A 25,694-nucleotide genomic window follows, 5' to 3' on the forward strand; every position below is an offset into this window, starting at 1 on the left:
GCGACTTCAGTCGCCCACTCCCCCAAACAAACACCGCCCCCAGGAGCCTCCCATGAGCATCCGGATTTTCGTCCCCGTCGATTCCGGCGCCCTGTCGGTCGGTGCCAACGACGTCGCCCAGGCCATCGTCGCCGAAGCCGTTGCCCGCGGCATCGACATCGAACTGGTGCGCAACGGCTCCCGTGGCCTCTACTGGCTTGAACCCTTGGTGGAAGTCGACGCCCACGCCGGCCGCCTCGCCTACGGCCCGGTGACGGTCGAGGACGTACCGGCGCTCTTTGACGCCGGCTTTGTCGACGGCGGCATGCACCGCCTTGGCCACGGCCTTACCGAACACATTCCCTTCCTGGCCGGCCAGGAACGCCTCACCTTCCAGCGCGTCGGCATCACCCGGCCCCTGTCCCTCGACGACTACCTCGCCCACGGCGGCTTTGCCGGCCTCACCACGGCCATCGCGCTCGACGGTGCGGCCATCGTCAAGCAAGTCACCGACTCCGGCCTGCGCGGCCGCGGCGGCGCGGCCTTCCCGACCGGCATCAAGTGGAACACCGTGCTGAATGCGGCCGGCAGCCAGAAGTACGTAGTATGCAACGCCGACGAAGGTGACTCGGGCACCTTCTCCGACCGCATGCTGATGGAAGGCGACCCCTTCTGCCTGATCGAAGGCATGGCCATTGCCGGCCTGGCGGTCGGCGCAACGCAGGGCTACATCTACCTGCGCTCCGAATACCCCCACGCCTTCAAGACGCTGAAGGCCGCCATCGAGCTGGCCCGCGCCGCCCGCTGGCTGGGTGCCGACGTGGCCGGCTCGGGCCGCGCCTTCGAACTGGAAGTACGCCTCGGCGCCGGCGCCTACATCTGCGGCGAAGAAACCGCGATGCTCGAAAGCCTTGAAGGCAAGCGTGGCATCGTGCGCTTCAAACCGCCGCTGCCGGCCATCCAGGGCCTCTTCGGCAAGCCCACGGTGATCAACAACGTGATGAGCTTCGCCGCCGTGCCGCTGATCCTGGCCAAAGGTGCCGCCTTCTACCGGGATTACGGCATGGGCCGCTCCCACGGCACCCTGCCCTTCCAGCTGGCCGGCAACCTGCGTCACCCGGGGCTGGTGGAAAAGGCCTTCGGCATCACCCTGCGCGAGCTGCTGCTGGATTACGGCGGCGGCTCGGCCAGCGGGCGGCCGATTCGCGCGGTGCAGGTGGGCGGCCCGCTCGGCGCCTTCGTGCCCGAGTCGCAATTCGACGTGCCGCTCGACTACGAAACCTACGCCGCGATGGGCGCGATGATCGGCCACGGGGGCATCGTCGCCTTCGACGACACGGCCGACATGGCGAAGCTGGCCCGCTACGCGATGGAATTCTGCGCCACCGAATCCTGCGGCAAATGTACGCCCTGCCGCATTGGCTCGACCCGCGGCGTCGAAGTCATCGACCGCATCATTGCCGGCGAGGCCCGCGAGGCCAACCTCGACCTGCTCGACTCCCTGTGCGACACCCTGCTGCACGGCTCCCTGTGCGCCCTCGGCGGCATGGCGCCGTATCCGGTGAAGTCCGCGCTCAAGCATTTCCCTGAAGACTTCGGCGTCGAGCCGGTCACTGCCGAATAAGGATCGATCATGTCCCTGCCCCGCGAAACCGATTACGGCACCCCGGCCCGCCAGTCGGAAGCCCTCGTCACCGTCAGCATCGACGGCATGGACGTCACCGTGCCCGCCGGCACCAGCGTGATGCGCGCCGCCCAGGATGCCGACACCGCCATCCCCAAGCTGTGCGCCACCGACAGCCTGGAGCCCTTTGGCTCCTGCCGCCTATGCCTCGTCGAGATCGAAGGCCGCAAGGGTTACCCGGCCTCGTGCACCACGCTGGTGGAGCCCGGCATGGTCGTGCACACCCAGACGCCCAGGCTCGCCGAACTGCGCCGCAACGTGATGGAGCTGTACATCTCCGACCACCCCCTCGACTGCCTCACCTGCCCCACCAACGGCAACTGCGAACTGCAGGACATGGCCGGCGTGGTCGGCCTGCGCGAGGTGCGTTACGGCTTCAAGGGCGAGAACCACTTTTGCGAAAGCAAGAAGGACGAGTCCAACCCCTACTTCAGCTACGACCCGGCCAAGTGCATCGTGTGCAACCGCTGCGTGCGGGCCTGCGAGGAAACCCAGGGCACCTTCGCGCTGACGATCTCCGGCCGCGGCTTCGAATCCCGCGTCTCGCCGGGGCAGGATCAGTCCTTCATGGAGTCCGAGTGTGTCTCCTGCGGCGCCTGCGTGAATGCCTGCCCAACCGCCACACTGACCGAGAAATCGGTGATCAAGATCGGCCAGGCCGAGCGCAGCGTCACCACCACCTGCGCCTACTGCGGTGTGGGCTGTTCGTTCAAGGCCGAGGTCAAGGGCAACCAGGTGGTGCGCATGGTGCCGGCCAAGGACGGCGGCGCCAACCAGGGCCACGCCTGTGTGAAAGGCCGCTTTGCGTGGGGTTACGCCACCCACGCCGACCGCATCACCACACCGATGATCCGCCCGAGCATCGACGCACCCTGGCAGAAGGTCAGCTGGGACGAAGCCGTGGCCTACGCCGCCGGCGAGTTCAAGCGCATCCAGGCCAAGTACGGGCGCAGCGCGGTGGGCGGCATCACCTCCAGCCGCTGCACCAACGAGGAAACCTACCTTGTCCAGAAGCTGGTGCGCACCGCCTTCGGCAACAACAACGTGGATACCTGCGCGCGGGTCTGCCACTCGCCCACCGGCTACGGCCTCAAGCAGACGCTGGGTGAATCCGCCGGCACGCAGGATTTTGCCTCGGTAATGCAGTCCGACGTGGTGATGGTGATCGGCGCCAACCCCACCGACGGCCACCCGGTGTTCGGCTCGCTGCTCAAGCGGCGCATCCGCGAAGGCGCAAAGCTGATCGTCGTCGATCCGCGCTCCATCGATCTGGTGCGTACGCCCCACGTGGCTGCCAGCCATCACCTCAAGCTGATGCCCGGCACCAACGTGGCGATGGTCAACGCGCTCGCCCACACCATCGTCACCGAAGGGCTGGTCGCCGAAGCCTACGTGGCAGAACGCTGCGAAGGCCCGGCCTTCGAGGCCTGGCGCGAGTTCGTTGCCCGCCCCGAGAACTCCCCCGAAGCCGCCGAAGCCATCACCGGCGTGCCGGCCAGCGAGATCCGCGCCGCCGCCCGCCTGTATGCCACGGCCGGCAACAGCGCCATCTACTACGGCCTCGGCGTCACCGAACACAGCCAGGGCTCCACCACGGTGATGGGCATCGCCAACCTGGCCATGGCCACCGGCAACGTCGGCCGGCCGGGGGTGGGCGTGAATCCGCTGCGCGGCCAGAACAACGTGCAGGGCAGCTGCGACATGGGCTCCTTCCCCCACGAACTGCCGGGCTATCGCCACGTGTCGGACGCCACCACGCGGGCGCTCTTCGAATCTGCGTGGAACGTAAGCATCGACCCCGAACCCGGCCTGCGCATCCCCAACATGTTCGAGGCGGCGCTGGACGGCAGCTTCAAGGGCATCTACATCCAGGGCGAAGACATCGTCCAGTCCGACCCCAACACCCAGCACGTCGAATCAGCCATGGCGCAGATGGAATGCGTGGTGGTGCAGGACCTCTTCCTCAACGAAACCGCCAAGTGGGCGCATGTGTTTTTGCCGGGTTCGAGCTTCCTCGAAAAGGACGGCACCTTCACCAACGCCGAGCGGCGCATCTCGCGCGTGCGCAAGGTGATGCCACCGCTGGCCGGCAAGGCCGACTGGGAAGCCACGCTGGCCCTCGCCGCCGCGCTGGGCTACCCGATGACGTACAGCCACCCGTCCGAGATCATGGACGAGATCGCCCGCCTGACGCCGAGCTTCCATGGGGTGAATTATGCGCTGCTGGAATCGAGGGGCAGCATCCAGTGGCCGTGCAACGAGGCCGCACCTGATGGCACGCCGACCATGCACGTGGGTGGCTTCATCCGCGGCAAGGGGCGCTTCATGCTCACGCCCTACGTGCCGACCACCGAAAAGGTGACTCGCCGCTTCCCGCTGATCCTCACCACCGGGCGCATCCTCAGCCAGTACAACGTCGGCGCGCAGACGCGGCGCACCGACAACACCGCCTGGCACGCCGAAGACCGGCTCGAGATCCACCCCGTGGATGCCGAAGACCGGGGCATCAAGGATGGTGACTGGGTCGGCATCGCCAGCCGGGCCGGCGAAACCGTGCTGCGCGCCACCATCACCGAGCGCGTCCAGCCCGGCGTGGTGTACACCACCTTCCACTTCCCGGAATCCGGCGCCAACGTGATCACCACCGACAACTCCGACTGGGCCACCAACTGCCCGGAATACAAGGTCACTGCCGTGCAGGTGACGCTGTGCACCCAGCCCTCCGAATGGCAACAACGCTTCGAGCGCCGCCGCCAGCAACAGCAGGGCTTGCTGCTCCCCGCCGTCAGCCCGGCGAACTGAGATAAAGAAGATGGATACCGACTACATCATCCGCATGGCCAACCAGATCGCTGACGCCCTGGGCATCAATCCGGATCAGGAGCAGGCGGTGGCCGAACTCGCCGACCACCTGACCCGCTTCTGGGAGCCGCGCATGCGTAGCGCACTGCTGGCCGCGGCGGCCGATCCGGGTCTGCGGGCACAGCTGACACCCCTTGTCACGCTAGCCCTCGACCGGATCGCCGCCGTAACGGTTTAAGCCTCCAGCCCCCGCGCCAGCCGCCACTGCTTGACCAGGGCGTAGATGGCCGGGATCACCGCCAGCGTGAGAATGGTCGACGAGATCATCCCGCCGACCATCGGCGCGGCGATGCGGCTCATCACCTCGGAGCCGGTGCCCGTCCCCCACATGATCGGCAAGAGGCCGGCCATGATGGCGACGACGGTCATCATCTTCGGGCGCACGCGCTCGACGGCGCCTTCCATCACCGCCTCATAGAGATCACCGACGCCGGGCGCACGTCCGCCGGCTCGGCACTTCTCCTTCACCGCCTCCCAGGCGTGATCGAGATAGATCAGCATCACCACGCCGGTTTCCGCCGCCACGCCGGCCAGCGCGATAAAGCCCACCGCCACCGCCACCGACAGGTTGTAGCCAAGCAGCCACATCAGCCACACCCCGCCCACCAGCGCAAAGGGCACCGACAGCATCACGATCAGCGTCTCGGTAAGGCGCCGGAAGTTGAGATAGAGCAGCAGGAAGATGGTCAGCAGCGTTATCGGGATGACGATCTTCATCTTCTCGATGGCCCGCTCCATGTATTCGAACTGGCCGCTCCAGGTCACGTAGTAGCCGGGCGGGAACTTCACCTGTTCGGCCACCGCCTTCTTCGCATCGGCCACGTAGCCGCCAATGTCCCGCTCGCGGATGTCCACAAAAATGTAAGCCGACAGCAACGCATTTTCGGTGCGGATACCCGGCGTGCCCTTGGCGATGAGTACCTTCGCCACCTGCCCGAGCGGGATCATCGCCCCGCCCATGGTCGGCACCAGCACCTCGCGGGCGATCTGCTGCGGGTCGGAGCGCAACTCGCGCGGGTAGCGCACCGTGACGCCAAAACGCTCGCGGCCCTCGACCATCGTGGTCACCATCTCGCCACCCAGCGCGCTGCCGATCACGTCCTGCAGGTCGCCCACGGCCAGACCATAGCGGGCCAGTTGCTCGCGGTCCGGTTCGATGTTGAGGTAGAAGCCGCCGGTGATGCGCTCGGCAAAGGCGCTGGTGGTGCCCGGCACGGCCTTCACCACGGCTTCGATCTCCTTGGCCAGTTTTTCCATCTCGTCCAGATCCTTGCCGAAGACCTTGATGCCGATGGGCGTGCGGATGCCGGTGGACAGCATGTCGGTGCGCGCCTTGATCGGCATCGTCCACGCATTGGCCACACCGGGGAACTGCAGCGCCTTGTCCAGCTCGGCAATCAGCTTGTCGGTCGTCATGCCCGGCCGCCATTCGGCTGGCGGCTTGAGGTTGATGATGGTCTCGAACATCTCGGTCGGCGCCGGGTCGGTGGCCGTATTGGCGCGGCCGGCCTTGCCGAAGACCGATTCCACTTCCGGAAAGCTCTTGATGATCTTGTCCTGGGTCTGCATCAGCTCGGCGGCCTTGGTGATCGACATGCCGGGCAGCGAGGACGGCATGTAGAGCAGCGTGCCCTCATTGAGCGCCGGCATGAACTCGGAGCCAAGCCGCGAGGCCGGGTAGATCGACACGCCCATGGCCAGCAAGGCAATCGCAATGGTCGTCTTCTTCCAGCGCATCACCGCCGCGATGATCGGCCGGTACACCCAGATCAGCGCCCGGTTCACCGGGTTCTTCGCCTCCGGCATGATCTTGCCGCGGATGAACAGCAGCATCAGAACCGGCACCAGCGTCACCGACAGAATCGCCGCCCCGGCCATCGAGAAGGTCTTGGTGTAAGCCAGCGGCGAGAACAGCCGGCCCTCCTGCCCTTCCAGGCTGAACACCGGCAGGAAGGAGACGGTGATGATCAACAGCGAAAAGAACAGCGCCGGGCCCACTTCCTTGCAGGCCGCCAGCATCGCTTCCAGACGCTCTCCCGCCGAATGCTCCTCCGGCAAGCGTTCCAGGTGCTTGTGGGCGTTCTCGATCATCACGATGGCCGCGTCGATCATGGCGCCAATGGCAATGGCGATGCCGCCCAAGCTCATCAGGTTGGAGTTCATGCCGAGCAGCCGCATGGCGATGAAGGCCATCAGCACCCCCACCGGCAGCATCAGGATCGCCACCAGCGCGCTCCTCACATGCAGCAGGAAGACCACGCACACCAGCGCAACGATGATGGACTCCTCGATGAGCGTGCCTTTGAGGGTTTCGATGGCCCTGTGGATCAGCTCGGAGCGGTCGTACACCGTGTGCACCGTCACGCCTTCGGGCAGGCCGGGGCCGATCTCGGCAATCTTGTCCTTCAGGTTGTGGATGACTTCCAGCGCGTTCTGGCCGTAGCGGGCCATGGCAATGCCGGACACCACCTCGCCCTCGCCGTTAAGCTCGGTCAGCCCGCGGCGCTCGTCCGGCGCCAGTTCCACGCGGGCAATGTCGCGGATCAGCACCGGCGTACCCTTGTCAGCCTTCACCACCAGCAGCTCGATGTCGTCCCTGCCGCGCAGGTAGCCCTTGCCGCGCACCATGTATTCCGTCTCGGCCATTTCCACCACGCGGCCACCCACATCCCGGTTGGCGTCGCGGATCGCCTGGGCCACCTTCATCAAGGGAATGCCATAGGCGCGCAGCTTTACCGGATCGACGGTGACCTGGTAGGTCTGGACGAAGCCGCCTATCGAAGCAACTTCCGCCACCCCGTGAGCCTTGGCGAGCTGGTAGCGCACATACCAGTCCTGGATCGTGCGCAGCTCGGCGAGGGTCTTGTCCTTGGCCAGCAGCGCGTACTGATAGACCCAGCCGACGCCGGTCGCATCCGGCCCGATCTGCGGCGTGATGCCCTTGGGCATGCGGCCGGAGGCAAAGTTGAGGTATTCCAGCACCCGCGAGCGGGCCCAGTAGATGTCGGTGCCATCCTCGAAAATGATGTAAACGAAGGACGCCCCAAAGAACGAAAAGCCGCGCACCACCTTGGATTTGGGCACCGACAGCATGGCCGTGGTGAGCGGATAGGTGACCTGATCCTCGACCACCTGCGGCGCCTGGCCAGGGTATTCGGTGTAGACGATGACCTGCACGTCGGACAGATCGGGCAGCGCGTCGATGGGCGTGCGCAGCACCGCAAAGACGCCGGCAACAACGATGAAAAGGGTGGCGAGCAGAACCAGGAAGCGGTTCCGGCCCGACCAGTCGATGATCCTGGCCAGCATGGTGAAGCTCCTGTCAGTGGCCGGCGTGCGGAGTCGGGGTGGCGCCAAGGGGCTTGACGGCGGTGATGACCCATTCGCCGGGCTGGCGCTCGACGAACTCGAAGCTCACCTTGGCACCGGGCTTCAGATCCTTCTGCAGGGCCGTGTTGGCGAGCTTGAACTGCATGCTCATGCCGGGCCAGTTGAGGCTCGCCACCGGGCCGTGCTCGAGCATCACGGCGCCGCTCTCCACCTCGATGCTCTCGACCGTACCTTCAGCCCGGTGCCCGGCTGTTTTGGGTGCCGCAGCGCTGGAAGCCGGCTGCCCGAAACCGCCGATTGCCGCCTTCAGGTTGCTTTCCGCATCGATCAGGAAGTTGGCCGCCACGACCACATCCTCGCCGGCCTTCACGCCGGCAGTGATTTCCACATGGCTGTCGCTGCGCGCACCGAGCTTCACCTCCCGCGGCTCGAAGCGTCCTTCACCGCGCGCCACCAGAACGATCTGGCGCGTGCCGCTGTCGATCACCGCCGACACCGGCACCGCCAGCACCGCTGCCCTGGCGCCCAGGGGCACGTCCACCTGGGCGAACATGCCGGGCTTGAGCAGCTGGCCCGGATTGGCGAGTTCCACGCGCACCGGCACCGTCCGTGTTTCGGCGTTGAGGGTCGGATAGACGTAACTGACACGGCCTTCGAAGTGCCTGTCCGGGTAGGCGTTGATGCGCACCGTCACCGCCGTGCCGTTCTTCACCTGGCCGATGTCCTGCTCGAACACATCGGCAAGCACCCACACCGACGACAGGTCGGCCACCTGGTACAGGGCTTCGCCGGGCATGAAGCGCATGCCCTGCACGGCCTTCTTCTCGGTGACGATGCCGGACACCGGCGAGCGGAAGGTCAGCGTGCGCTTCGCGGCACCCGACTTGCTCAAGGCACGGATCTGCTCCTCGGAGATGTCCCAGTTGCGCAGGCGCGCCAGGCTCGATTCGGCGAGCTGCTGCATGCCGCTCAGAGCTTCGCTGCCGGCGTTTTTCAGGGCTTCGACACCCTGGGCGGCGATGGCGTATTCGCGCTGGGCGGAAACCAGTTCCGGGCTGTACACCTCGAACAGTGGCTGGCCCTTGGCCACCGGCTGGCCGGTGACGTTCACATGCAGGCGCTCCACGTAGCCTTCAAACTTCGGCGCGATGGTGAAGCTGCGGCGTTCGTCGATCTCGATACGGCCAGCGGCGCGCACGCGCTTGTCGAGGGTGCGCATTTCCGCCGCCTCGGTGCGCACGCCGAGCTTCTGCACCTTGTCGGAACTGATCTTGATGGCGTTGACAGCCGCGGGCTCGTCGTCCGCCTCGCCCTCGTAGACCGGGACATAATCCATGCCCATCTGGTCCTTCTTCGGCGTTGGCGAGGTATCCGGCAAGCCCATTGGATTGCGGTAGTACAGGAGCTTGCGTTCCTTCTTGCCCCCTTCGGTGGCGGCAACGACGCTGGCGTCAGGGCCGGCCGCCGGCCGCTGGCCCAGCCAGTAGCCTCCGCCAGCGGCGAGGGCGACCGACAGGCCGATCGCAATACCTGCGCCTGCTTTCATAGATCTTCTCCGAGAATTCGTTCGATTTCCGCAAGGCGCATCTGCGCGTCGGCCTGGGCCTTGATACGGTTTTGGCGGGCCTGGCGAATCTGCCGCTGGGCGTCGAGCAGCGTCGCAAAATCCACCTTGCCGGTTTCGTAACCGGCCAGCGCGGCCTTGAAAGTCAGTTCGGACTGCGGCAGCAGGCTTGTCGCCGTAAGGGCTTCGGTGCGCCGGGCGGCGTCGAAGCCGGACAGGTTCTCGGCCAATTCGCCCAAAACCTGGTTGGCGGTGGCGTCACGACGGGCCCGGGCGGCCGACAGCATGGCTTCCGACTCGCGCTCCTGGGCCCGGCGCGAACCCTGCTGCAGGGGCAGGTTCAGTTCGACCATCAGCTCCCATTCCTTCACGGAACCCTGGTACTGGATTGGCGAAACGCCCAGCGTGAAGTCGGGGTAACGGTTCTTGTAGGTCAGCTCGCGGCTCTTCTCGGCCGAGCGGATACGGGCCTCTTCGGCAAAGAGCTGCGGGTTTCTCGCCCGCACACGCTCCTCAAGGGCCACCGGATCAAGTTGGGCCGGGGCCGGCAGCGTTCTCAGGCGCTCTGGCGCGGCAAGCGGGGAAGCGCTGGGCCTGGCAAGGAGGGCATTCAGCCGCGCCTGCCATTGCCGGCGCTCGTTCTCGAGGGCGACCAGCTCGCTCTTCATGCCGGTCTGCTCCACCTGCGCACGAATCACGTCCTGCTGGGCGGCCAAGCCACCCGCGTAGCGCACCTGGGCGATCTTCTCCAGGCGTGTCATCAGGTCGAGGATTTCGCGGGTCAGTTGCTCGTTGCGATGCACGTACTGCAGCTGCGAGTAGGCTGTTTTGATGCGCGCGGCGAGTTCTGCCCAGGTGCCGCTGGCGCGCCCGTCGGCGCCACGCGCGTCGAGTTCGGCGATTTCCCGCTTCAGGTCGCGCTTGCCGAGCCATGGCACGTCCTGCATCAGCAGGTAGCGCGTGCTGCCGACGCGGGCCGGCGCCAGCGTCGGGTTCTGCTCGCCCATGCGGGTGATGTCGCGCAGTTCGGTACGCAACTTCGGGTCCGGCAAGGCACCGGCCGGCGTGACCCGCTCGGTGGCGGCCTCGGCCTCGTGGCGCATGGCCGCGTATTCCGGGTTGCGGGAGCGGGCGTAGTCGAGCAGCGCTTCGACGTTTCCGCCAAGGGGCGCTTCCTGCGCCTGCAGCGCCAGTCCCCAGGAACCCAGCAGGGCCAGGGCCAGCACCCGGGCACAAGGCTTGAAGCGCATTTATGACGACTCCTCGGCTATTCAAGATGGCACATTCTGGCAAGCCCACCCCGACGGGAAGCTGTCCTGAAGATTACATTTCTGTAATCAAGGGTATCCACATCTCGAAGACGTTGCTGTGCTCGCCGGTCCGGACTTCGATGTCGCCGCCATGCGCCCGCAGAATCGAACGCGTGATGGCCAGCCCCAGCCCGGCGCCGTCGCCGGAATGGCGGCGCGAGGCATCGACGCGGTAAAAGCGGTCGAAGAGACGCGGCAGGTGCTCAGGGGCAATGGGCCTGCCGGTGTTTTCCACGCAAAGATGTGTCACCGGGCGGCCAGTTGTCTCCACGACACGCACGCTCACCACGATCTCGCCCCCCTTCGGCGTATAGCGCAAGGCGTTGGACAGCAGGTTGCCCATCGCCCGGCGCAGCATCAACCGGTCTCCGCTGACCAGCCCCGAACCTGCCAGCCGCAGCACCACGCCGCTGTCCTCGGCCAGGGCGCCGTAAAAGTCGAACAGGGCCGCCACCTCATCGGCCAGATCGAAGGTCTCGTGGCCCGGCACGATCAGGCCGTTTTCAGCCTTGGCCAGAAAGAGCATGTCGGAAATCATGCGTGACAGCCGCTCGAACTCCTCCGCGTTCGATTCCAGCACTTCCCGGTACTCGCCGGACGTGCGGGTTCTCGACAGGGCCACCTGGGTCTGGGTCATCAGGTTGCTGACCGGCGTACGCAGTTCGTGAGCCAGATCGGACGAAAAATCCGACAGGCGCCGGAACGACTCTTCCAGCCGGGCCAGCATGTCGTTGAGGGAATCGGCCAGTTCCGCCAGTTCAACCGGCACCGCCTCCACCGGCAGGCGCCGGTCGAGGCGCTGGGCGCTCACTTCGGCGGCCTGACGGCGCATCTCCCGCAGCGGCGCCAGACCGCGCCGGGCGGCGATCCAGCCGAGCAGGCCGGTGGCGACGGTTCCGCCGACGACCACCAGCCACAGCGTTTTCATGAACGAATCCATGAAACTGTTGTGATGGGAAATGTCGGTAGCCACGGCAATCACCGCCGGTGGCCAGCCGGGGATGCCGATCGGCGCCTCGGCCACGATGCCGCGGAAAGACAAGTGTTCATCGATGCGCCAGACGTAGGGACGGCCCGCGTCCGGCGTCCGCACCCGCTCCAGCAGCGGCTGGGGAAACGGGGCGTCGGCCGTGGCAAACAGCGTCTGCCCGTTCGCCTCCTGCACGGCAAGCACCAGGCCATGATGGCCCACCAGGGAGTCGTCCAGCTTTTGCGGCAGCGAGCGCAGATCCTGCGTGGAATGCACCTTGGCCAGGACATGGCGCATCAATTCCAGCTTGCCGCCGAGGGTAGCCATGTCCTGCTCTTCAAAATGCTGCTCGACCGACTCGGCAACGATCAGCCCCAACACCAGCAGCACCACCGTCGACGCCGCCGCAAACAGCAGGGTCAGGCGAAAAGTGAGGGATTTGCGGCGCCCCTGGGGGCCGCCTACTCGCACCCCTGCTCCTCGAGCACATAGCCCATGCCGCGCACGGTGCGGATCAGCTTGGGCTCAAAGCTGTCGTCAATCTTGGCCCGCAGGCGGCGCACCGCCACCTCGATCACATTGGTGTCGCTGTCGAAATTCATGTCCCACACCTGGGAGGCGATCAACGAGCGCGGCAGCACTTCGCCGCGCCGGCGCAGCAGGAGTTCGAGGAGTGCAAACTCCTTGGCGGTCAGGTCGATCCGCTTGCCGGCCCGCGTGACACGCCGGCGCAGCAGGTCGAGTTCCAGGTCGGCCACCTGCAGCGTATCGTCCTCCTTGTTCTTGGCCCCACGCCGCAGCAGCGTACGCACCCGGGCCAGCAACTCCGAGAACGCAAAGGGTTTGACCAGATAGTCGTCGGCACCCAGTTCGAGCCCCTTGACCCGGTCATCCACACTGTCCCTGGCCGTCAGAAACAGCACCGGCATGTCCTTGCCGGCCTTGCGCAGGGCCTGCAGCACGCGCCAGCCATCGAGCCCCGGCAACATCACGTCGAGGACGATCAGATCCCAGCTTTCGGTCAGCCCGGCATGCAGGCCATCGGCCCCATCCCGCACCAGACCCACGTTGAAACCCGCCTCGACAAGGCCCTGCTTGAGGTAATCCCCGGTTTTCGGTTCATCCTCGACAATCAATATTTTCATCTTCCTGACGACACTGGCGACACGACGGCGCTAGTTTGGCGCAAGCGGCCCCGCCTTGCCTCAGGTTTACAGAGATGTGATGCCTGAAGCAGCCTTGTGGCGAGGAAAAACCGGACACGCATCAGGCACCTCGCCCGTCGCCGTCGGCCAGGCGTGGGGGTCGGCGAGATGATGGCCACCGCCCAGGAGCAGCGGCGCCAGCAGACACAAGGTGGCAATGCTGGTCGCCACAATCCGCAGTGGCAGATACCAGCCGGGCAAGGCGTGGCGCCTGGCCGCGCGCCAGTCAAAGGCCAGATGCGCCCAGAAGCCGCTGGCCAGCAGCAGCAGATCGGCACCGGCCGGCGCCATCAGCGCAACCCATCCGAGCAGGGCCGGCACGACGCTCCAGCTCATCAACACGGTGCGGTCACGCTGGCTGGCCGTTGGATGGGTCAGCGCAACGCCCCAGTGCAAAGCCCCCACAAAAGACAGGATCACCGCCCCGTAGCCCACCAGCGGCAGATGCAGCATGGCGGCATGAGCCCCGTCCATCACCACGGAACCGATGGCGAGCCCGATGAAAGGAAGCAGCCCCGCGAGGATCAGTGCCCGGGCGGTGCCCGGTGAAATCGACACGTCAGGTGTCGAGCGGGTGGAAACAGTCATTACAAGTCCCCCGGAATGAAAAAGTCAGCACCCGCCTGAATGCGGCACTCACTGTCATGGACAAAAACATCCAACAAAAGATTCACACACACCGCATCAAGCTTGAATTCGACACAAAAAGCGTCAACACAGAAAAATGTAGAAACTTTGTCCAGGACAAAATATCATAAGCACTCACTGCAGCGTACCTTTCCCACAGCGCTGAGGGTGTTTTTCTCTTGCTGAGAAACGGCCAGCCCGATGGGCTGGCCTTCTTTTTTGTGAGTCGGACTGAAGTCCGACCTACAGGGAACCTCCCACTCCCGGAACCTCCCACTCCTCATTTTTCTTTACGCAACAAGTGTCCCTGCTCTGCCAACGCCTCAAGCCACTTTTCGAGAAAGGCATTGCAGTGCAGGTAGTACCGACGATCAGCCTGACCATCCGGGCCTGAATACACGTCGTTGTACTGGTACATGTCCTGGTACGTCAGCGCCTCTGCCATTTCCCACTCACGATAAACGCCGATTTCCATGTCAGGATCGGGGATCATGTCTCCTGAATCGTGTTTCCAGTAGTGACTCAAGGCAATGCGCCGGTAGCCCTCGGCTACCACCAACACACCCAAGTTGAGATCCCCATACCCCTCAACCCGTGACTTCCCATACTCACTGATTTCCCAGAGATCAGGGACGACGACCAGCAGCTTCTTGTAAATCCGCTTGGCCCATGCTTGATTTGCCTCCAGCGATAACACCTTCTCGCCAGGTTTCATGCAGTCACCCGATGCAGTTGTTCCTCGTTGAGCAGCCAATCCAAGCAGCGCTCAAGGAAGGTATTGATGGTGAAATGAAGATCCACTGGGCCGCCCTTGCAGCCTTGCCCGCGTCCGCTTAGTCACATCCGGCCGCGATAGCGAGTACGCACACCGGCGTAGTCAGTAGCAGGCGGGATTTAGTGACTACGCCGGGCCGGTTAGTCACTACGCCGACCCGAATAGTCACTACGCTGGCCTGAATAGTCACTATCACGAGCGCGATAGTGACTATGACGGGGTCGACATTGACTATCACCGTGCGCGTAGTCACTACGCTGACGGTGATAGTCACTACGCCGACGTGATAGTGACTACGCCAGCCCGATTACTCGCTATCACGAGGGCGACACACCTTAAGCCGGCGATTTAAGGTCGAAACGGGCCGGTGAGCACGCGCTGGCGTCTGCCGATATGCAGCGCGTGGACGACGGATGCCTCCCCGCTCAGCCCTTGCAGCCGCGCCGCGCCAGCGACACCTTCGATCCGCAGGGACGGCCGAGTTGTTCGCTGATCCACAGGGCGGTGTCCACCAGCGCATCGAGGTCGATGCCGGTGTCGATGCCCAGCCCGTTGAGCATGAAGACCACGTCTTCGGTCGCCACGTTGCCCGAGGCGCCGGCGGCGTAGGGGCAGCCGCCGAGGCCGGCGATGGACGAATCGAAAGTTGCGACGCCGGCCTGCAGCGATGCGTAGATGTTGGCCAGGGCCTGGCCGTAGGTGTCGTGGTAGTGGCCGGCGAGCTTGTCCATCGGCACCTGGCGGGCCACCACGTCGAGCATGCGGCGGGTTTTGCCCGGCGTGCCGACGCCGATGGTGTCGCCGAGGCTGACTTCGTAGCAGCCCATGGCGTAGAGGGTGGCAGCGACGCTGGCGACGGCCTCCGGTGCAATCTCGCCTTCATACGGGCAGCCGAGTACGCAGGACACGTAGCCGCGCACCCGGATGCCGGCGGCCTTGGCGGCCTCCACCACCGGCACGAAGCGGTCCAGCGATTCGGCAATCGAGCAGTTGATGTTCTTCTGGCTGAAGGATTCCGACGCGGCGCCGAACACCGCAACCTCTTTTGCCCCCGCCGCCAGCGCGGCTTCGAAGCCCTTCAGGTTGGGTGTGAGTACCGGGTAATCGACGCCCGGCAGACGCACGATGCGGGCCATCACTTCGCTGTTGTCGCCCATCTGCGGCACCCACCTGGGCGACACGAAGGACGTGGCTTCGATGGCCTTGAGGCCGGCGGCGCCGAGGCGGGCGATCAGCTCGACCTTGGTGTCGGTGCTGACCAGTTTCTTCTCGTTCTGCAGGCCGTCGCGGGGGCCGACGTCGACGATGCGGACGCGTTGGGGCAAATTCATCAATGGTTCTCCATCAGGCGGTGGCGGCTTCCTGCAAGCCCAGGGTCTGCTTCATTTTCTCGCGAATCTGGAACTTCTGGATCTTGCCGGTCACCGTCATCGGAAAGCTGTCCACGAAGCTGATGTAGCGCGGGATCTTGTAATGGGCGATCTGCCCCTGGCAGAAGGCGCGCACCTCGTCCTCGGTGAGGCGCTCGCCCTCGCGGACGATGATCCACGCGCACAGCTCCTCGCCGTATTTCTTGTCGGGCACGCCGACCACCTGCACGTCGAGTACCTTGGGGTGGCGGTAGAGGAATTCCTCGATCTCCCGCGGGTAGATGTTCTCGCCGCCGCGAATCACCATGTCCTTGATGCGCCCGACGATGTTGCAGAAGCCGTCGTCGTCGAGGGTGGCGATGTCGCCGGTGTGCATCCAGCCGGCCTTGTCGATGGCTTCCGCAGTCTTCGGTGCGTCGTCCCAGTAGCCGAGCATTACCGAGTAGCCGCGGGTGCACAGTTCGCCCGGCGTGCCGCGGGGCACGATGCGGCCGTCGTTGTCGATGATCTTCACCTCGCAGTGGGGCTGGACGCGGCCGACTGTCGACACGCGGCGTTCGATGGCGTCGTCGGTGCCGCTCTGGAAGCTCACCGGCGAGGTTTCGGTCATGCCGTAGGCGATGGTCACCTCGCGCATGTTCATCTTGTCGATGACGCGCTTCATGACTTCGGTCGGGCATGGGCTGCCGGCCATGATGCCGGTGCGCAGGCTGGCAATGTCGTAGGCGGCAAAGTCCGGATGGTCGAGGATGGCGATGAACATGGTCGGCACGCCGTAGGTGGCGGTGCACTTTTCGGCGGCCAGGGTTTGCAGCACGGCCAGCGGCTCGAAGGCTTCGGCCGGATAGACCATGGTGGCGCCGTGGGTCAGGCAGCCCAGGTTGCCCATCACCATGCCGAAGCAGTGATACAGCGGCACCGGAATGCACACCCGGTCGCCCGGCACCAAGCGGATTGCCTCGCCGACGAAGAAGCCGTTGTTGAGAATGTTGTGGTGCGACAGCGTGGCGCCCTTGGGGTTGCCGGTGGTGCCCGAGGTAAACTGGATGTTGATCGGGTCGTCGAACTGCAGGCGCTCGCCAAGCATTTCCAGCTCGTCCTGCTCGTCGCGGGTGGGCGTCACCAGCACGTCATCGAAGTTGAGCATGCCCGCCGTGTGCGCCTGCCCCATACGGATGACGATTTCCAGGCTGGGCAGCTTGTGGGCACGCAACAGGCCCGCCTCGCAGTGGGCCAGCTCCGGCGCCAGATCGGCGAGCATGGCCAGGTAGTCGCTGCTCTTGAAGGATGGCGACAGGATCAGCGCCCGGCAGGTCACCTTGTTGAGCGCGTATTCCAGCTCGCTGCGCCGGTAAGCCGGGTTGATGTTGACCAGCACCAGCCCGGCCTTGGCGGTGGCGAACTGGGTCAGCGTCCATTCCAGATTGTTCTGCGACCAGATGCCGACCCGCTCGCCGGGCTCCAGCCCGAGGCGACGCAGCCCGCAGGCCAGCGCGTCCACCTTCAGCTTCAGCTCGGCGTAGGTCAGGCGCACGTTCTGGTGGCGCACCACCAGCGCCTCCCGCTGCCCGTGGCGGGCACAGGCGTCGTCAAAATAGCGGCCGATGGTCTGGCCGATCAGGGGTTTGTCCGATGAACCGTGGACGTAGCTGGGCTGGCTGCTCATGGGTCTCCTCACACTCGTCTTGTCTTGCGGATGCGCCATCCTGTGGGTCGGACTTCAGTCCGACTCGACCGGCTGGACGCGTGCTGTCGGACTGAAGTCCGACCCACAGGGATAGCCGGCACCGTCTGTGCGGTTTGCCGGCCGGGAAGCACGACCGATGGGCTGGCCGATCAGGGGTTTGTCCGATGAACCGTGGACGTAGCTGGGCTGGCTGCTCATGGGTCTCCTCACACTCGTCTTGTCTTGCGGATGCGCCATCCTGTGGGTCGGACTTCAGTCCGACTCGACCGACTGGACGCGTGCTGTCGGACTGAAGTCCGACCCACAGGGATGGCCGGCACCGTCTGTGCGGTTTGCCGGCCGGCCTCGTTGAATCAGGCTGGGGTGGGCTCGAAGTCGACCAGCACTGCGCCGTCACCGACCTGATCGCCGACCGCGTAGAAGAAGCCTTTCACCGTTCCGGCGGCCGGGGCGGTGATGGTGTGCTCCATCTTCATGGCTTCGAGGATCAGGAGCGGAGCACCCTTGTCCACCGTGGCGCCTTCGGCGGCGATCAGGGCGATGACCTTGCCGGGCATCGGGGCCAGCAGGCCGCCTTCGGCACCGCCGCCTTCACCGCTGTGATGCAGCGGATCAACCGCCGCAAACTGCCAGGCACGCCCCTGCCCGAAAACGTGACGACGCTCGCCGGCAACCACCACCGTGGCGGTGGTGCGCAGGCCGTCGAACTCGGCGCGCAGCAGCCCGCGGGGATTGATGCTGCCGCTGACACTGCTGGCGACGCCATCCACAACGATGCGGAAGGCTTTGCCCAGGTTTTCAATGGAGAGAGTCTTCTGCTCGTCACCAAGGCGGAAGATCAGGGTGCGGACCGCGTCCGAATTGACGCGCCAGCCATCGCGCAGATGCCACGGCGACGAAGGCTCGGGATGCCGGGCGGCGACTTGCGCGGCACGCTCCTGTTCGCGCAGCAGTTCAGCCAGCGCCACGGCCAGCCAGGCTTCGCGGGTAGCGCCGCCGTCTTCGGGGAAGAGGTAATCCTTTTCGCGCTCGATCAGGCCGGTGTCGAGATCGGCATTGGCGAAGGCCGGGCAGGCGGTGAGGCGCGACAGGAACTCGATGTTGTTGGCGACGCCAACCACCCGGTATTCAGCCAGCGCCTGCAGCATGCGCGCCAGCGCCCGGTCACGGTTCACGTCCCATACGATGAGCTTGGCGATCATCGGGTCGTAGAAGGGCGAGATTTCGTCGCCCTCCTCCACGCCGGTATCGACGCGCACATGCATGCCTTCTTCCGGCGTGGCCAGGTGCATGAGCTTGCCGGTGGATGGCAGGAAGCCCTTGGCCGGGTCTTCGGCGTAGATGCGTGCTTCGAGTGCGTGGCCGTTGATGGCCAGTTGTTCCTGGGCCAGCGGCAGCGGCTCGCCAGAGGCCACGCGGAGCTGCCACTCCACCAGGTCGAGGCCGGTGATCATCTCGGTGACCGGGTGCTCGACCTGCAGGCGGGTGTTCATCTCCATGAAGTAGAAGGTGCCGTCCTGGTTGGCGATGAACTCGACGGTGCCGGCGCCCACATAGCCCACAGCCTTGGCCGCATCGACGGCGGCCTTGCCCATGGCGGCGCGGCGCGCGAGGGTCATGCCGGGGGCTGGCGCTTCTTCGAGCACCTTCTGGTGGCGGCGCTGCACCGAGCAGTCGCGCTCGAACAGGTACACCACATTGCCGAAGGTGTCACCAAAGACCTGGATCTCGATGTGGCGCGGGCGGGTCAGGTATTTCTCGACCAGCACGTGATCGCTGCCGAAGCTCGACGCCGCCTCGCGCTTGCACGAGGCCAGCGCGTCGAGGAAGTCCTCGCTCTTCTCGACCAGACGCATGCCCTTGCCGCCACCGCCGGCGGCGGCCTTGATGAGCACCGGGTAGCCAATGGCATCGGCCTGCACGTTGAGAAAGCCGGGCTCCTGGTGGTCGCCGTGGTAGCCGGGGGTCAGCGGCACACCGGCCTTTTCCATCAGTTTCTTGGCCTCGGACTTGGAGCCCATGGCGTGGATGGCCGACACCGGCGGGCCGATGAAGACGATGCCCGCTTCATCGCAGGCATGGCAGAAGTCCTCGTTCTCGGACAGGAAGCCATAGCCCGGGTGGATCGCCTGGGCGCCGGTCTGCTTCGCCGCGGCGATGATCTTGTCGATGACCAGGTAGCTTTCGCGGGCCGCCGCCGGACCGATGAACACGGCCTCGTCGGCCAGGCGCACGTGGCGCGCGCCGGCGTCGGCTTCGGAGTACACGGCGACGGTCTTGATGCCGAGGCGGCGCGCGGTCTTGATGACGCGACAGGCGATTTCGCCCCGGTTGGCAATCAGAATCTTGTTGAACATTTTGTCTCCCTCTTCTGCTTGCCGGCGCTCGCACCGCCAAGCCTTGTCATCCTGTGGGTCGGACTTGAGTCCGACTCGATTCGCTGAACGCATGCTGTCGGACTGAAGTCCGACCCACAACTACGTGGCCGCCACCCAGGCTGCCGGGCGCTTGTTCTGCTTGCCGGCGCTCGCACCGCCAAGCCTTGTCATCCTCTGGGTCGGACTTGAGTCCGACTCGATTCGCTGAACGCGTGCTGTCGGACTGAAGTCCGACCCACAACTACATGGCCGCCACCCAGGCTGCCGGGCGCTTGTCGAGGAAGGCGGCGAGGCCTTCCTTCGCTTCCGGTGTGGCACGCAGGGTGGCGATGCGGCGGGCGGTGTCTTCGACCAGTTCGTCGCTGACCGGACGGTCGGCCACCGCGCGGATCAGCGCCTTGGCGGCGGCCTGGGATTTCGGGCCGCCTTGCAGGAGCGCGGCGACGATGTCCTGCACCCTGGCGTCGAGTTCGGCTGCTGGCACCGCTTCGTGGGCCAGGCCCAGCTCGGCGGCACGGGCAGCAGAAATCCGCTCGGCGGTCTGGAAGTAGCGGCCAGCCTGACGGGCGCCGATGGCGCGAATCACGTAAGGGCTGATGGCCGACGGGATGATGCCGAACTTGACCTCGGAGGTCGCGAACACAGCGCCCTCGCCGGCAATGCAGATGTCGCAGGCCGAGGCCAGCCCCATCCCGCCACCCAGGGCCGCGCCATGCACACGGGCGATGGTCGGCTTGTTCATCTCGGCCAGCGTGCGCAACATGCCGGCCAGCTTGCGGGCGTCGGCGATGTTCTCCTCCACCGACGCGTCGGCGGCGCGGCGCATCCAGTTGAGGTCGGCGCCGGCAGAGAAGCTCTTGCCACGCCCGGCAAGGATCACCGCGCGCACGCTGTCATCGGCATCCAGTGCCTGACAGGCAGCGGTCAGGTCGGCGATCAGGGCTTCGTTGAAGGCGTTGTGCACATCCGGACGGTTCATCCAGATCGTCGCCACGCTGCCCTCGCGGGCAATTTCCAGGGTTTCAAACTTCATCTTGCAGTCTCGCTTTCCGTGCATCCCCGTGGGTCGGACTTGAGTCCGACTCGATTCGCTGAGCCCGCGCTGTCGGACTGAAGTCCGACCCACAACCAGGTGGCCGGGCGCTTGTTCTGCTTGCCGGCGCTCTCACCGCCAAGCCTTGTCGTCCTGTGGGTCGGACTTGAGTCCGACTCGATTCGCTGAGCCCGCGCTGTCGGACTGAAGTCCGACCCACAGAGGGCAATCACATGCGGAACAGGCCGAACTTGGTCGGCTGGATCGGCGCGTTGAGGCTGGCCGACAGGGACAGGCCGAGGATGCGCCGGGTCTGGGCCGGGTCGACGACGCCGTCGTCCCACAGACGGGCGGTGGCGTAGTACGGGTGGCCCTGGTCTTCATACTGCTGGCGGATTGGCGACTTGAAGGCTTCCTCGTCGTCCTTGCTCCAGCTGCCGCCCTTGCCCTCGATGCCGTCGCGCCGCACGGTGGCGAGCACGCTGGCGGCCTGCTCGCCGCCCATCACCGAGATGCGGCTGTTGGGCCACATCCACAGGAAGCGCGGGCTGTAGGCGCGGCCGCACATGCCGTAGTTGCCGGCGCCGAAGCTGCCGCCGATGAGCATGGTGATCTTGGGCACCTGGGCGGTGGCCACGGCCATGACCATCTTGGCGCCGTCCTTGGCGATGCCGCCGTTCTCGTACTTGCGGCCGACCATGAAGCCGGTGATGTTCTGCAGGAAGACCAGCGGCACGCCGCGCTGGGCGCACAGTTCGATGAAGTGGGCGCCCTTCTGGGCCGACTCGCCGAACAGGATGCCGTTGTTGGCGACGATGCCGACGGGCATGCCGTAAAGGTGTGCAAAGCCGGTGACCAACGTGGCGCCGTAGCGCGCCTTGAACTCGTCGAAGCGCGAGCCATCGACGACACGGGCAATGACCTCGCGCACGTCGTAGGGCTTGCGGGTGTCGGTGGGGATCACGCCGTAGAGTTCGGACGGATCGTAGAGTGGCTCCTCAGAGTCGAGCAGATTGAGGCCGACCGGCTTGGTCCGGTTGAGGGTGCCGACAATGCGCCGGGCGATGTGCAGTGCGTGGGTGTCGTTCTCGGCCAGATGGTCGGCCACCCCGGAGACGCGGGTATGCACGTCGCCGCCGCCGAGGTCTTCGGAGCTGACGACTTCGCCGGTGGCGGCCTTAACGAGCGGCGGCCCGCCGAGGAAGATGGTGCCCTGGTTCTTGACGATGATGGTCTCGTCGCTCATCGCCGGCACATAGGCGCCACCGGCGGTGCACGAGCCCATCACCACGGCGATCTGCGGAATGCCTTCGGCCGACATGTTGGCCTGGTTGAAGAAGATGCGCCCGAAGTGATCGCGGTCGGGGAAGACCTCGTCCTGCCGGGGCAGGAAGGCACCGCCGGAATCGACCAGATACAGGCACGGCAGCCTGTTCTGCTGGGCGATCTCCTGGGCGCGCAGGTGCTTCTTGACCGTCATCGGGTAGTAGGTGCCGCCCTTCACGGTGGCATCGTTGGCGACGATCATGCATTCGACGCCATTGACGCGGCCGATGCCGGTGATCACGCCGGCCGACGGGGCTTCGTTGTCGTACATGCCGTAGGCAGCCATCTGGCCGACTTCGAGAAAGGCAGTGCCGGGATCGAGCAGGTGATCGACCCGGTCGCGGGGCAGCAGCTTGCCGCGGGCGGTGTGCTTGGCGCGGGCCGACTCGCCGCCGCCGAGGGAAACCTGGGCGGCTTTCTCGCGCAGGTCGGCGACGGTCTTGCCGAGGGCGGCCGCGTTGGCCTGAAACTCGGGCGAGCGCGGGTTGATGGCAGATTTGATGACGGTCATTATCGGGGGCTCCGGATCAGGCGGTCTCGGCGAACAGTTCGCGGCCGATCAGCATGCGACGGATCTCGCTGGTGCCAGCGCCGATCTCGTAGAGCTTGGCATCGCGCCACAGGCGGCCGACCGCGTATTCGTTGGTGTAGCCCACGCCGCCGAGGGTCTGGATCGCCTCGCCGGCCATCCAGGTGGCCTTTTCGGCAGAGTACAGAATGGCGCCGGCGGCGTCCTTGCGCAGCGTGCGCGAGTGGTCGGTGCGGTCACAGGCCTGGCCGACGGCATACACATAGGCACGGGTCGCCATCCAGGTGGAGTACATGTCGGCCAGCTTGCCCTGCATGAGCTGGAATTCACCGATGCTCTGACCGAACTGCTTGCGGTCGTGCAGATAGGGCACAACTTCGTCCATGCACGCCGCCATGATGCCCAGCGGGCCGCCGCACAGCACGGCGCGCTCGTAGTCGAGGCCGCTCATCAGCACCTTGGTGCCGTTGCCGACACCGCCCAGCACGTTTTCTTCGGGCACTTCCACGTCGTCGAAGAACAGCGGGTAGGTGTTGGAGCCGCGCATCCCGAGCTTGTCGAGGTGGCTGCCGTGGGTGAAACCTGCAAAGCCCTTTTCGACGATGAAGGCGGTCATGCCCTTGGCGCCGGCCTCGAGGTCGGTCTTGGCATACACCACCAGCGTGTCGGCGTCGCCGCCGTTGGTGATCCACATCTTGGCGCCGTTCAGCACGTAACGGTCGCCCTTCTTGTCGGCGCGCAGCTTCATGCTTACCACGTCGGAGCCAGCGTTCGGCTCGCTCATGGCGAGGGCGCCGATGTGATCGCCGGAGATCAGCTTGGGCAGGTATTTCTGCTTTTGTGCTTCGGTGCCGTTCCGGCGGATCTGGTTGACGCACAGGTTGGAATGGGCGCCGTAGGACAAGCCCACCGAGGCGGAGGCGCGGGAGACTTCTTCGAGCGCGATGATGTGCGCGAGGTAACCCATGTTGGTGCCGCCGTATTCCTCGGGGGCGGTCATGCCGTGCAAACCCAGGTCGCCGAGCTTCTTCCACAGGTCGGCCGGGAATTCATTCACCCGGTCGATCTCGGCTGCGCGGGGCGTGATCTCCTTGGCAGCGAAGGCCTGGATGGTGTCGCGCAGGGCTTCGATGGTCTCGCCGAGATGAAAGTCGAGGCTGGGAATGTTCATGGGTTGGTCTCCTCCGTAGTCATGGATGGGCGGAATCTGCTGCGCTCCGCTTGAGTGCCCTGCAGCGTACGCCCGACGAGGGTGCGGCGGGCGCCATCGTGGTTGCAAATCGTGCCACGCGCGTTAAGATTCGGGACTGATGAAAGCGAAGCCCTCCTCTCCCCCGCTGGCCCTTGGCGGCCGCGCTGCCACGCCCATCGCTTTCATCCGGGCGATTGTCCTGGCGTACCACCGTTACGGTGCAAACCCGGCCAGCGCATTGGCAAAATCCGGAATCACTGCAGACATGCTGGACAACCCGGACGCACGGGTGACCGCCGCACAGATGGAGATCATTTCGGGCACCGCCATGCAGGAACTCGACGACGAGGCGCTGGGCTGGTTTTCACGGCGTCTGCCGTGGGGCAGTTACGGCATGCTGTGCCGGGCTTCGCTGGGTTCGCCCAACCTGGGCATGGCGCTGAAACGCTGGTGCCGGCACCACCGCTTGCTGTGCGACGACATCACGCTGGCGCTCGAGGTAACGAAAAGCGCCGCCACCCTGAGCATCACGCCCCATCGCCCGCTGGGCGCGATGCACGAGTTCTGCCTGGTCACGCTGCTGCGCTACGTGCTGGGCTATGCCTGCTGGGCCATCGATTCACGCATTCCGCTACAGGAAAGCACTTTCCCTTTCCCGGCCCCGCCCCACGCAGACGCCTATCCGCTGATGTTCCGCGGCCCGGTGCACTTCAACGGCGAGCGGGCCGGCATCAGCTTCGACCCGCGCTACCTCGATTTGCCGATCCGTCGCGACGAAGCCGCGCTGCAGGCCATGCTGCAGCGCGCCCTGCCCCTCACGGTGCTGCAATACAAGCGCGACCGCCTGCTCGTGCAGGGTGTGCGCCAGTTTTTGCAGGAACCGGCCAACCGGGCCGCCACCGCCGAAATCGTCGCCGAACATCTGCACGTGTCGGTGCGCACCCTGCATCGCCAGTTGCAGGATGAAGGCTCGTCGCTCCAGCAGCTCAAGGATGAAACCCGCTTCAATCACGCCCTGGAACTGCTCAACCGCAGCCAGAAATCCATCAAGCAGATTTCGGCGCAGGTCGGCTTTGGCAACGAGAAGAGTTTTTCGCGGGCCTTCCGCGGCTGGGCGGGCGTGTCGCCGCAGGCGTTCAGGGATCAGCAGATGTCCGCGGACGAGCACTCCATTGCGTCGTAGCCCGCTTTCGGTGCGCTGCCGCCCGCTGCTGCTCCTGATGTTCCTCGCCGGCCCCTGCTGGGCAGACCCCTGCGAGCAGCTCGCCAAGCCATCGGTGAGGGTGAAGCTGCTGGATGAGCCCGTGAGTGTCGACAGCCAGTACGGCTTCAAAACGCTCACCATCATGGGCGGAAAAATCACGCGGCCGGGCAATACGGTACTGGGGCTCACCCGCGGCACCGCCATCGTCAAGTTCGAAACGCACTTCACGACCATCGTTGAACGCTCGGGCCAATGGGAATGTACCAGCCCCCAGCTCACCATGAGCTATGGCTTCAGTCCGATGAACGTCCATGTGGCCCGGGAATTCACCGAAGGCAGTTGTGCTTACAAGGAGATCTATCAGCACGAACTGCGCCACGTGAAAACCTACCAGACCCACCTGGCCGGTATCGAGAAAGACCTCACCGACACCCTGAACGCCCGCTTCGCCACCGGCGGTCCGTGGCGCGGCCCGGTGGGTCAGTCACGCGCCAGGATTCAACAAGAACTGACCGAGCGCTGGGTGCCGTTCATCAAGCGGGAAATGAACAGGGTGGATGCCGCCCAGGCGCTGGTCGACAGCCCCGAGGAATACGCCCGCGTGGCCAACAGTTGCAACGGTGATATCCGGAAGCTCATCCGTTAGCGGCGGCAGATACCCGGTTTCGA

Annotated in this window: 19 protein-coding genes; 5 read left to right on the top strand and 14 right to left on the bottom strand. The window is 65.4% G+C overall.

Going from position 1 to position 25,694, the window contains the following annotated elements; genetic code table 11:
* The first annotated feature begins 52 nt into the window (after positions 1-52).
* From ETQ85_RS08815 to ETQ85_RS08825, 3 genes are read left to right on the top strand one after another with little or no spacing between them, the layout of a single operon-like run.
* Entirely contained in the window at positions 53-1,603 is a 1,551-nt protein-coding gene (locus ETQ85_RS08815; protein WP_148578675.1) for a formate dehydrogenase beta subunit, read from the top strand.
* 9 nt (positions 1,604-1,612) lie between these two features.
* The gene (fdhF, locus tag ETQ85_RS08820) at positions 1,613-4,465 is read left to right on the top strand and encodes a formate dehydrogenase subunit alpha (RefSeq protein ID WP_148578676.1); all 2,853 of its coding nucleotides are present in this window, start codon (positions 1,613-1,615) and stop codon (positions 4,463-4,465) included.
* Between the two features lie 10 nt (positions 4,466-4,475).
* Positions 4,476-4,703: a formate dehydrogenase subunit delta gene (locus ETQ85_RS08825; protein ID WP_148578677.1), complete on the top strand. Its 228-nt coding sequence runs from the start codon at positions 4,476-4,478 to the stop codon at positions 4,701-4,703.
* Here ETQ85_RS08825 and ETQ85_RS08830 read toward each other — a convergent pair.
* From ETQ85_RS08830 to ETQ85_RS08890, 14 genes are all read right to left on the bottom strand, one after another.
* Positions 4,700-7,834, bottom strand: a complete 3,135-nt coding sequence (locus tag ETQ85_RS08830; RefSeq protein WP_148578678.1) for an efflux RND transporter permease subunit — start codon at positions 7,832-7,834, stop codon at positions 4,700-4,702. The genes ETQ85_RS08825 and ETQ85_RS08830 overlap by 4 nt on opposite strands.
* A gap of 13 nt (positions 7,835-7,847) precedes the next feature.
* Entirely contained in the window at positions 7,848-9,401 is a 1,554-nt protein-coding gene (locus ETQ85_RS08835; RefSeq protein ID WP_148578679.1) for an efflux RND transporter periplasmic adaptor subunit, read from the bottom strand.
* Complete coding sequence (locus ETQ85_RS08840) at positions 9,398-10,669, bottom strand: TolC family protein (protein WP_148578680.1); 1,272 nt, start codon at positions 10,667-10,669, stop codon at positions 9,398-9,400. Before ETQ85_RS08840 ends, ETQ85_RS08835 begins: the two co-directional genes overlap by 4 nt.
* Positions 10,670-10,742: 73 nt before the next feature.
* Positions 10,743-12,170: a heavy metal sensor histidine kinase gene (locus ETQ85_RS08845; protein ID WP_148578681.1), complete on the bottom strand. Its 1,428-nt coding sequence runs from the start codon at positions 12,168-12,170 to the stop codon at positions 10,743-10,745.
* The gene (locus ETQ85_RS08850) at positions 12,161-12,844 is read right to left on the bottom strand and encodes a heavy metal response regulator transcription factor (RefSeq protein WP_148578682.1); all 684 of its coding nucleotides are present in this window, start codon (positions 12,842-12,844) and stop codon (positions 12,161-12,163) included. Before ETQ85_RS08850 ends, ETQ85_RS08845 begins: the two co-directional genes overlap by 10 nt.
* Positions 12,845-12,910: 66 nt before the next feature.
* A complete protein-coding gene (locus ETQ85_RS08855; protein ID WP_148578683.1) occupies positions 12,911-13,492 on the bottom strand; it encodes a DUF3429 domain-containing protein in 582 nt (193 codons plus the stop codon).
* Positions 13,493-13,811: 319 nt separating this feature from the next.
* Entirely contained in the window at positions 13,812-14,246 is a 435-nt protein-coding gene (locus ETQ85_RS08860) for a DUF1249 domain-containing protein (protein ID WP_148578684.1), read from the bottom strand.
* 485 nt (positions 14,247-14,731) lie between these two features.
* A complete protein-coding gene (locus ETQ85_RS08865) occupies positions 14,732-15,637 on the bottom strand; it encodes a hydroxymethylglutaryl-CoA lyase (protein ID WP_148578685.1) in 906 nt (301 codons plus the stop codon).
* 13 nt (positions 15,638-15,650) lie between these two features.
* Entirely contained in the window at positions 15,651-17,342 is a 1,692-nt protein-coding gene (locus ETQ85_RS08870; RefSeq protein WP_148578686.1) for an AMP-binding protein, read from the bottom strand.
* A gap of 54 nt (positions 17,343-17,396) precedes the next feature.
* Positions 17,397-17,561, bottom strand: coding sequence for a hypothetical protein (locus tag ETQ85_RS26190; protein WP_187394648.1), 165 nt, complete (start codon positions 17,559-17,561; stop codon positions 17,397-17,399).
* 155 nt (positions 17,562-17,716) lie between these two features.
* A complete protein-coding gene (locus tag ETQ85_RS08875; protein WP_148578687.1) occupies positions 17,717-19,720 on the bottom strand; it encodes an acetyl/propionyl/methylcrotonyl-CoA carboxylase subunit alpha in 2,004 nt (667 codons plus the stop codon).
* A 262-nt stretch (positions 19,721-19,982) separates the two neighbouring features.
* Positions 19,983-20,774 (bottom strand): enoyl-CoA hydratase/isomerase family protein, encoded by a 792-nt coding sequence (locus ETQ85_RS08880; protein WP_148578688.1) that lies wholly within the window; start codon positions 20,772-20,774, stop codon positions 19,983-19,985.
* A 229-nt stretch (positions 20,775-21,003) separates the two neighbouring features.
* Complete coding sequence (locus tag ETQ85_RS08885) at positions 21,004-22,611, bottom strand: carboxyl transferase domain-containing protein (protein WP_148578689.1); 1,608 nt, start codon at positions 22,609-22,611, stop codon at positions 21,004-21,006.
* 16 nt (positions 22,612-22,627) lie between these two features.
* On the bottom strand, positions 22,628-23,800 hold the full coding sequence (locus ETQ85_RS08890; protein ID WP_148578690.1) for an isovaleryl-CoA dehydrogenase: 1,173 nt from the start codon (positions 23,798-23,800) through the stop codon (positions 22,628-22,630).
* A gap of 139 nt (positions 23,801-23,939) precedes the next feature.
* Here ETQ85_RS08890 and ETQ85_RS08895 point away from each other — a divergent pair, with 139 nt between their 5' ends.
* The gene (locus ETQ85_RS08895) at positions 23,940-25,004 is read left to right on the top strand and encodes an AraC family transcriptional regulator (RefSeq protein WP_148578691.1); all 1,065 of its coding nucleotides are present in this window, start codon (positions 23,940-23,942) and stop codon (positions 25,002-25,004) included.
* Positions 24,994-25,671 (top strand): hypothetical protein, encoded by a 678-nt coding sequence (locus ETQ85_RS08900; RefSeq protein WP_148578692.1) that lies wholly within the window; start codon positions 24,994-24,996, stop codon positions 25,669-25,671. Before ETQ85_RS08895 ends, ETQ85_RS08900 begins: the two co-directional genes overlap by 11 nt.
* Positions 25,672-25,694 lie beyond the last annotated feature (23 nt).

The organism is Zoogloea oleivorans (genome assembly GCF_008107625.1).
GTDB classification, from domain to species: domain Bacteria; phylum Pseudomonadota; class Gammaproteobacteria; order Burkholderiales; family Rhodocyclaceae; genus Zoogloea; species Zoogloea oleivorans.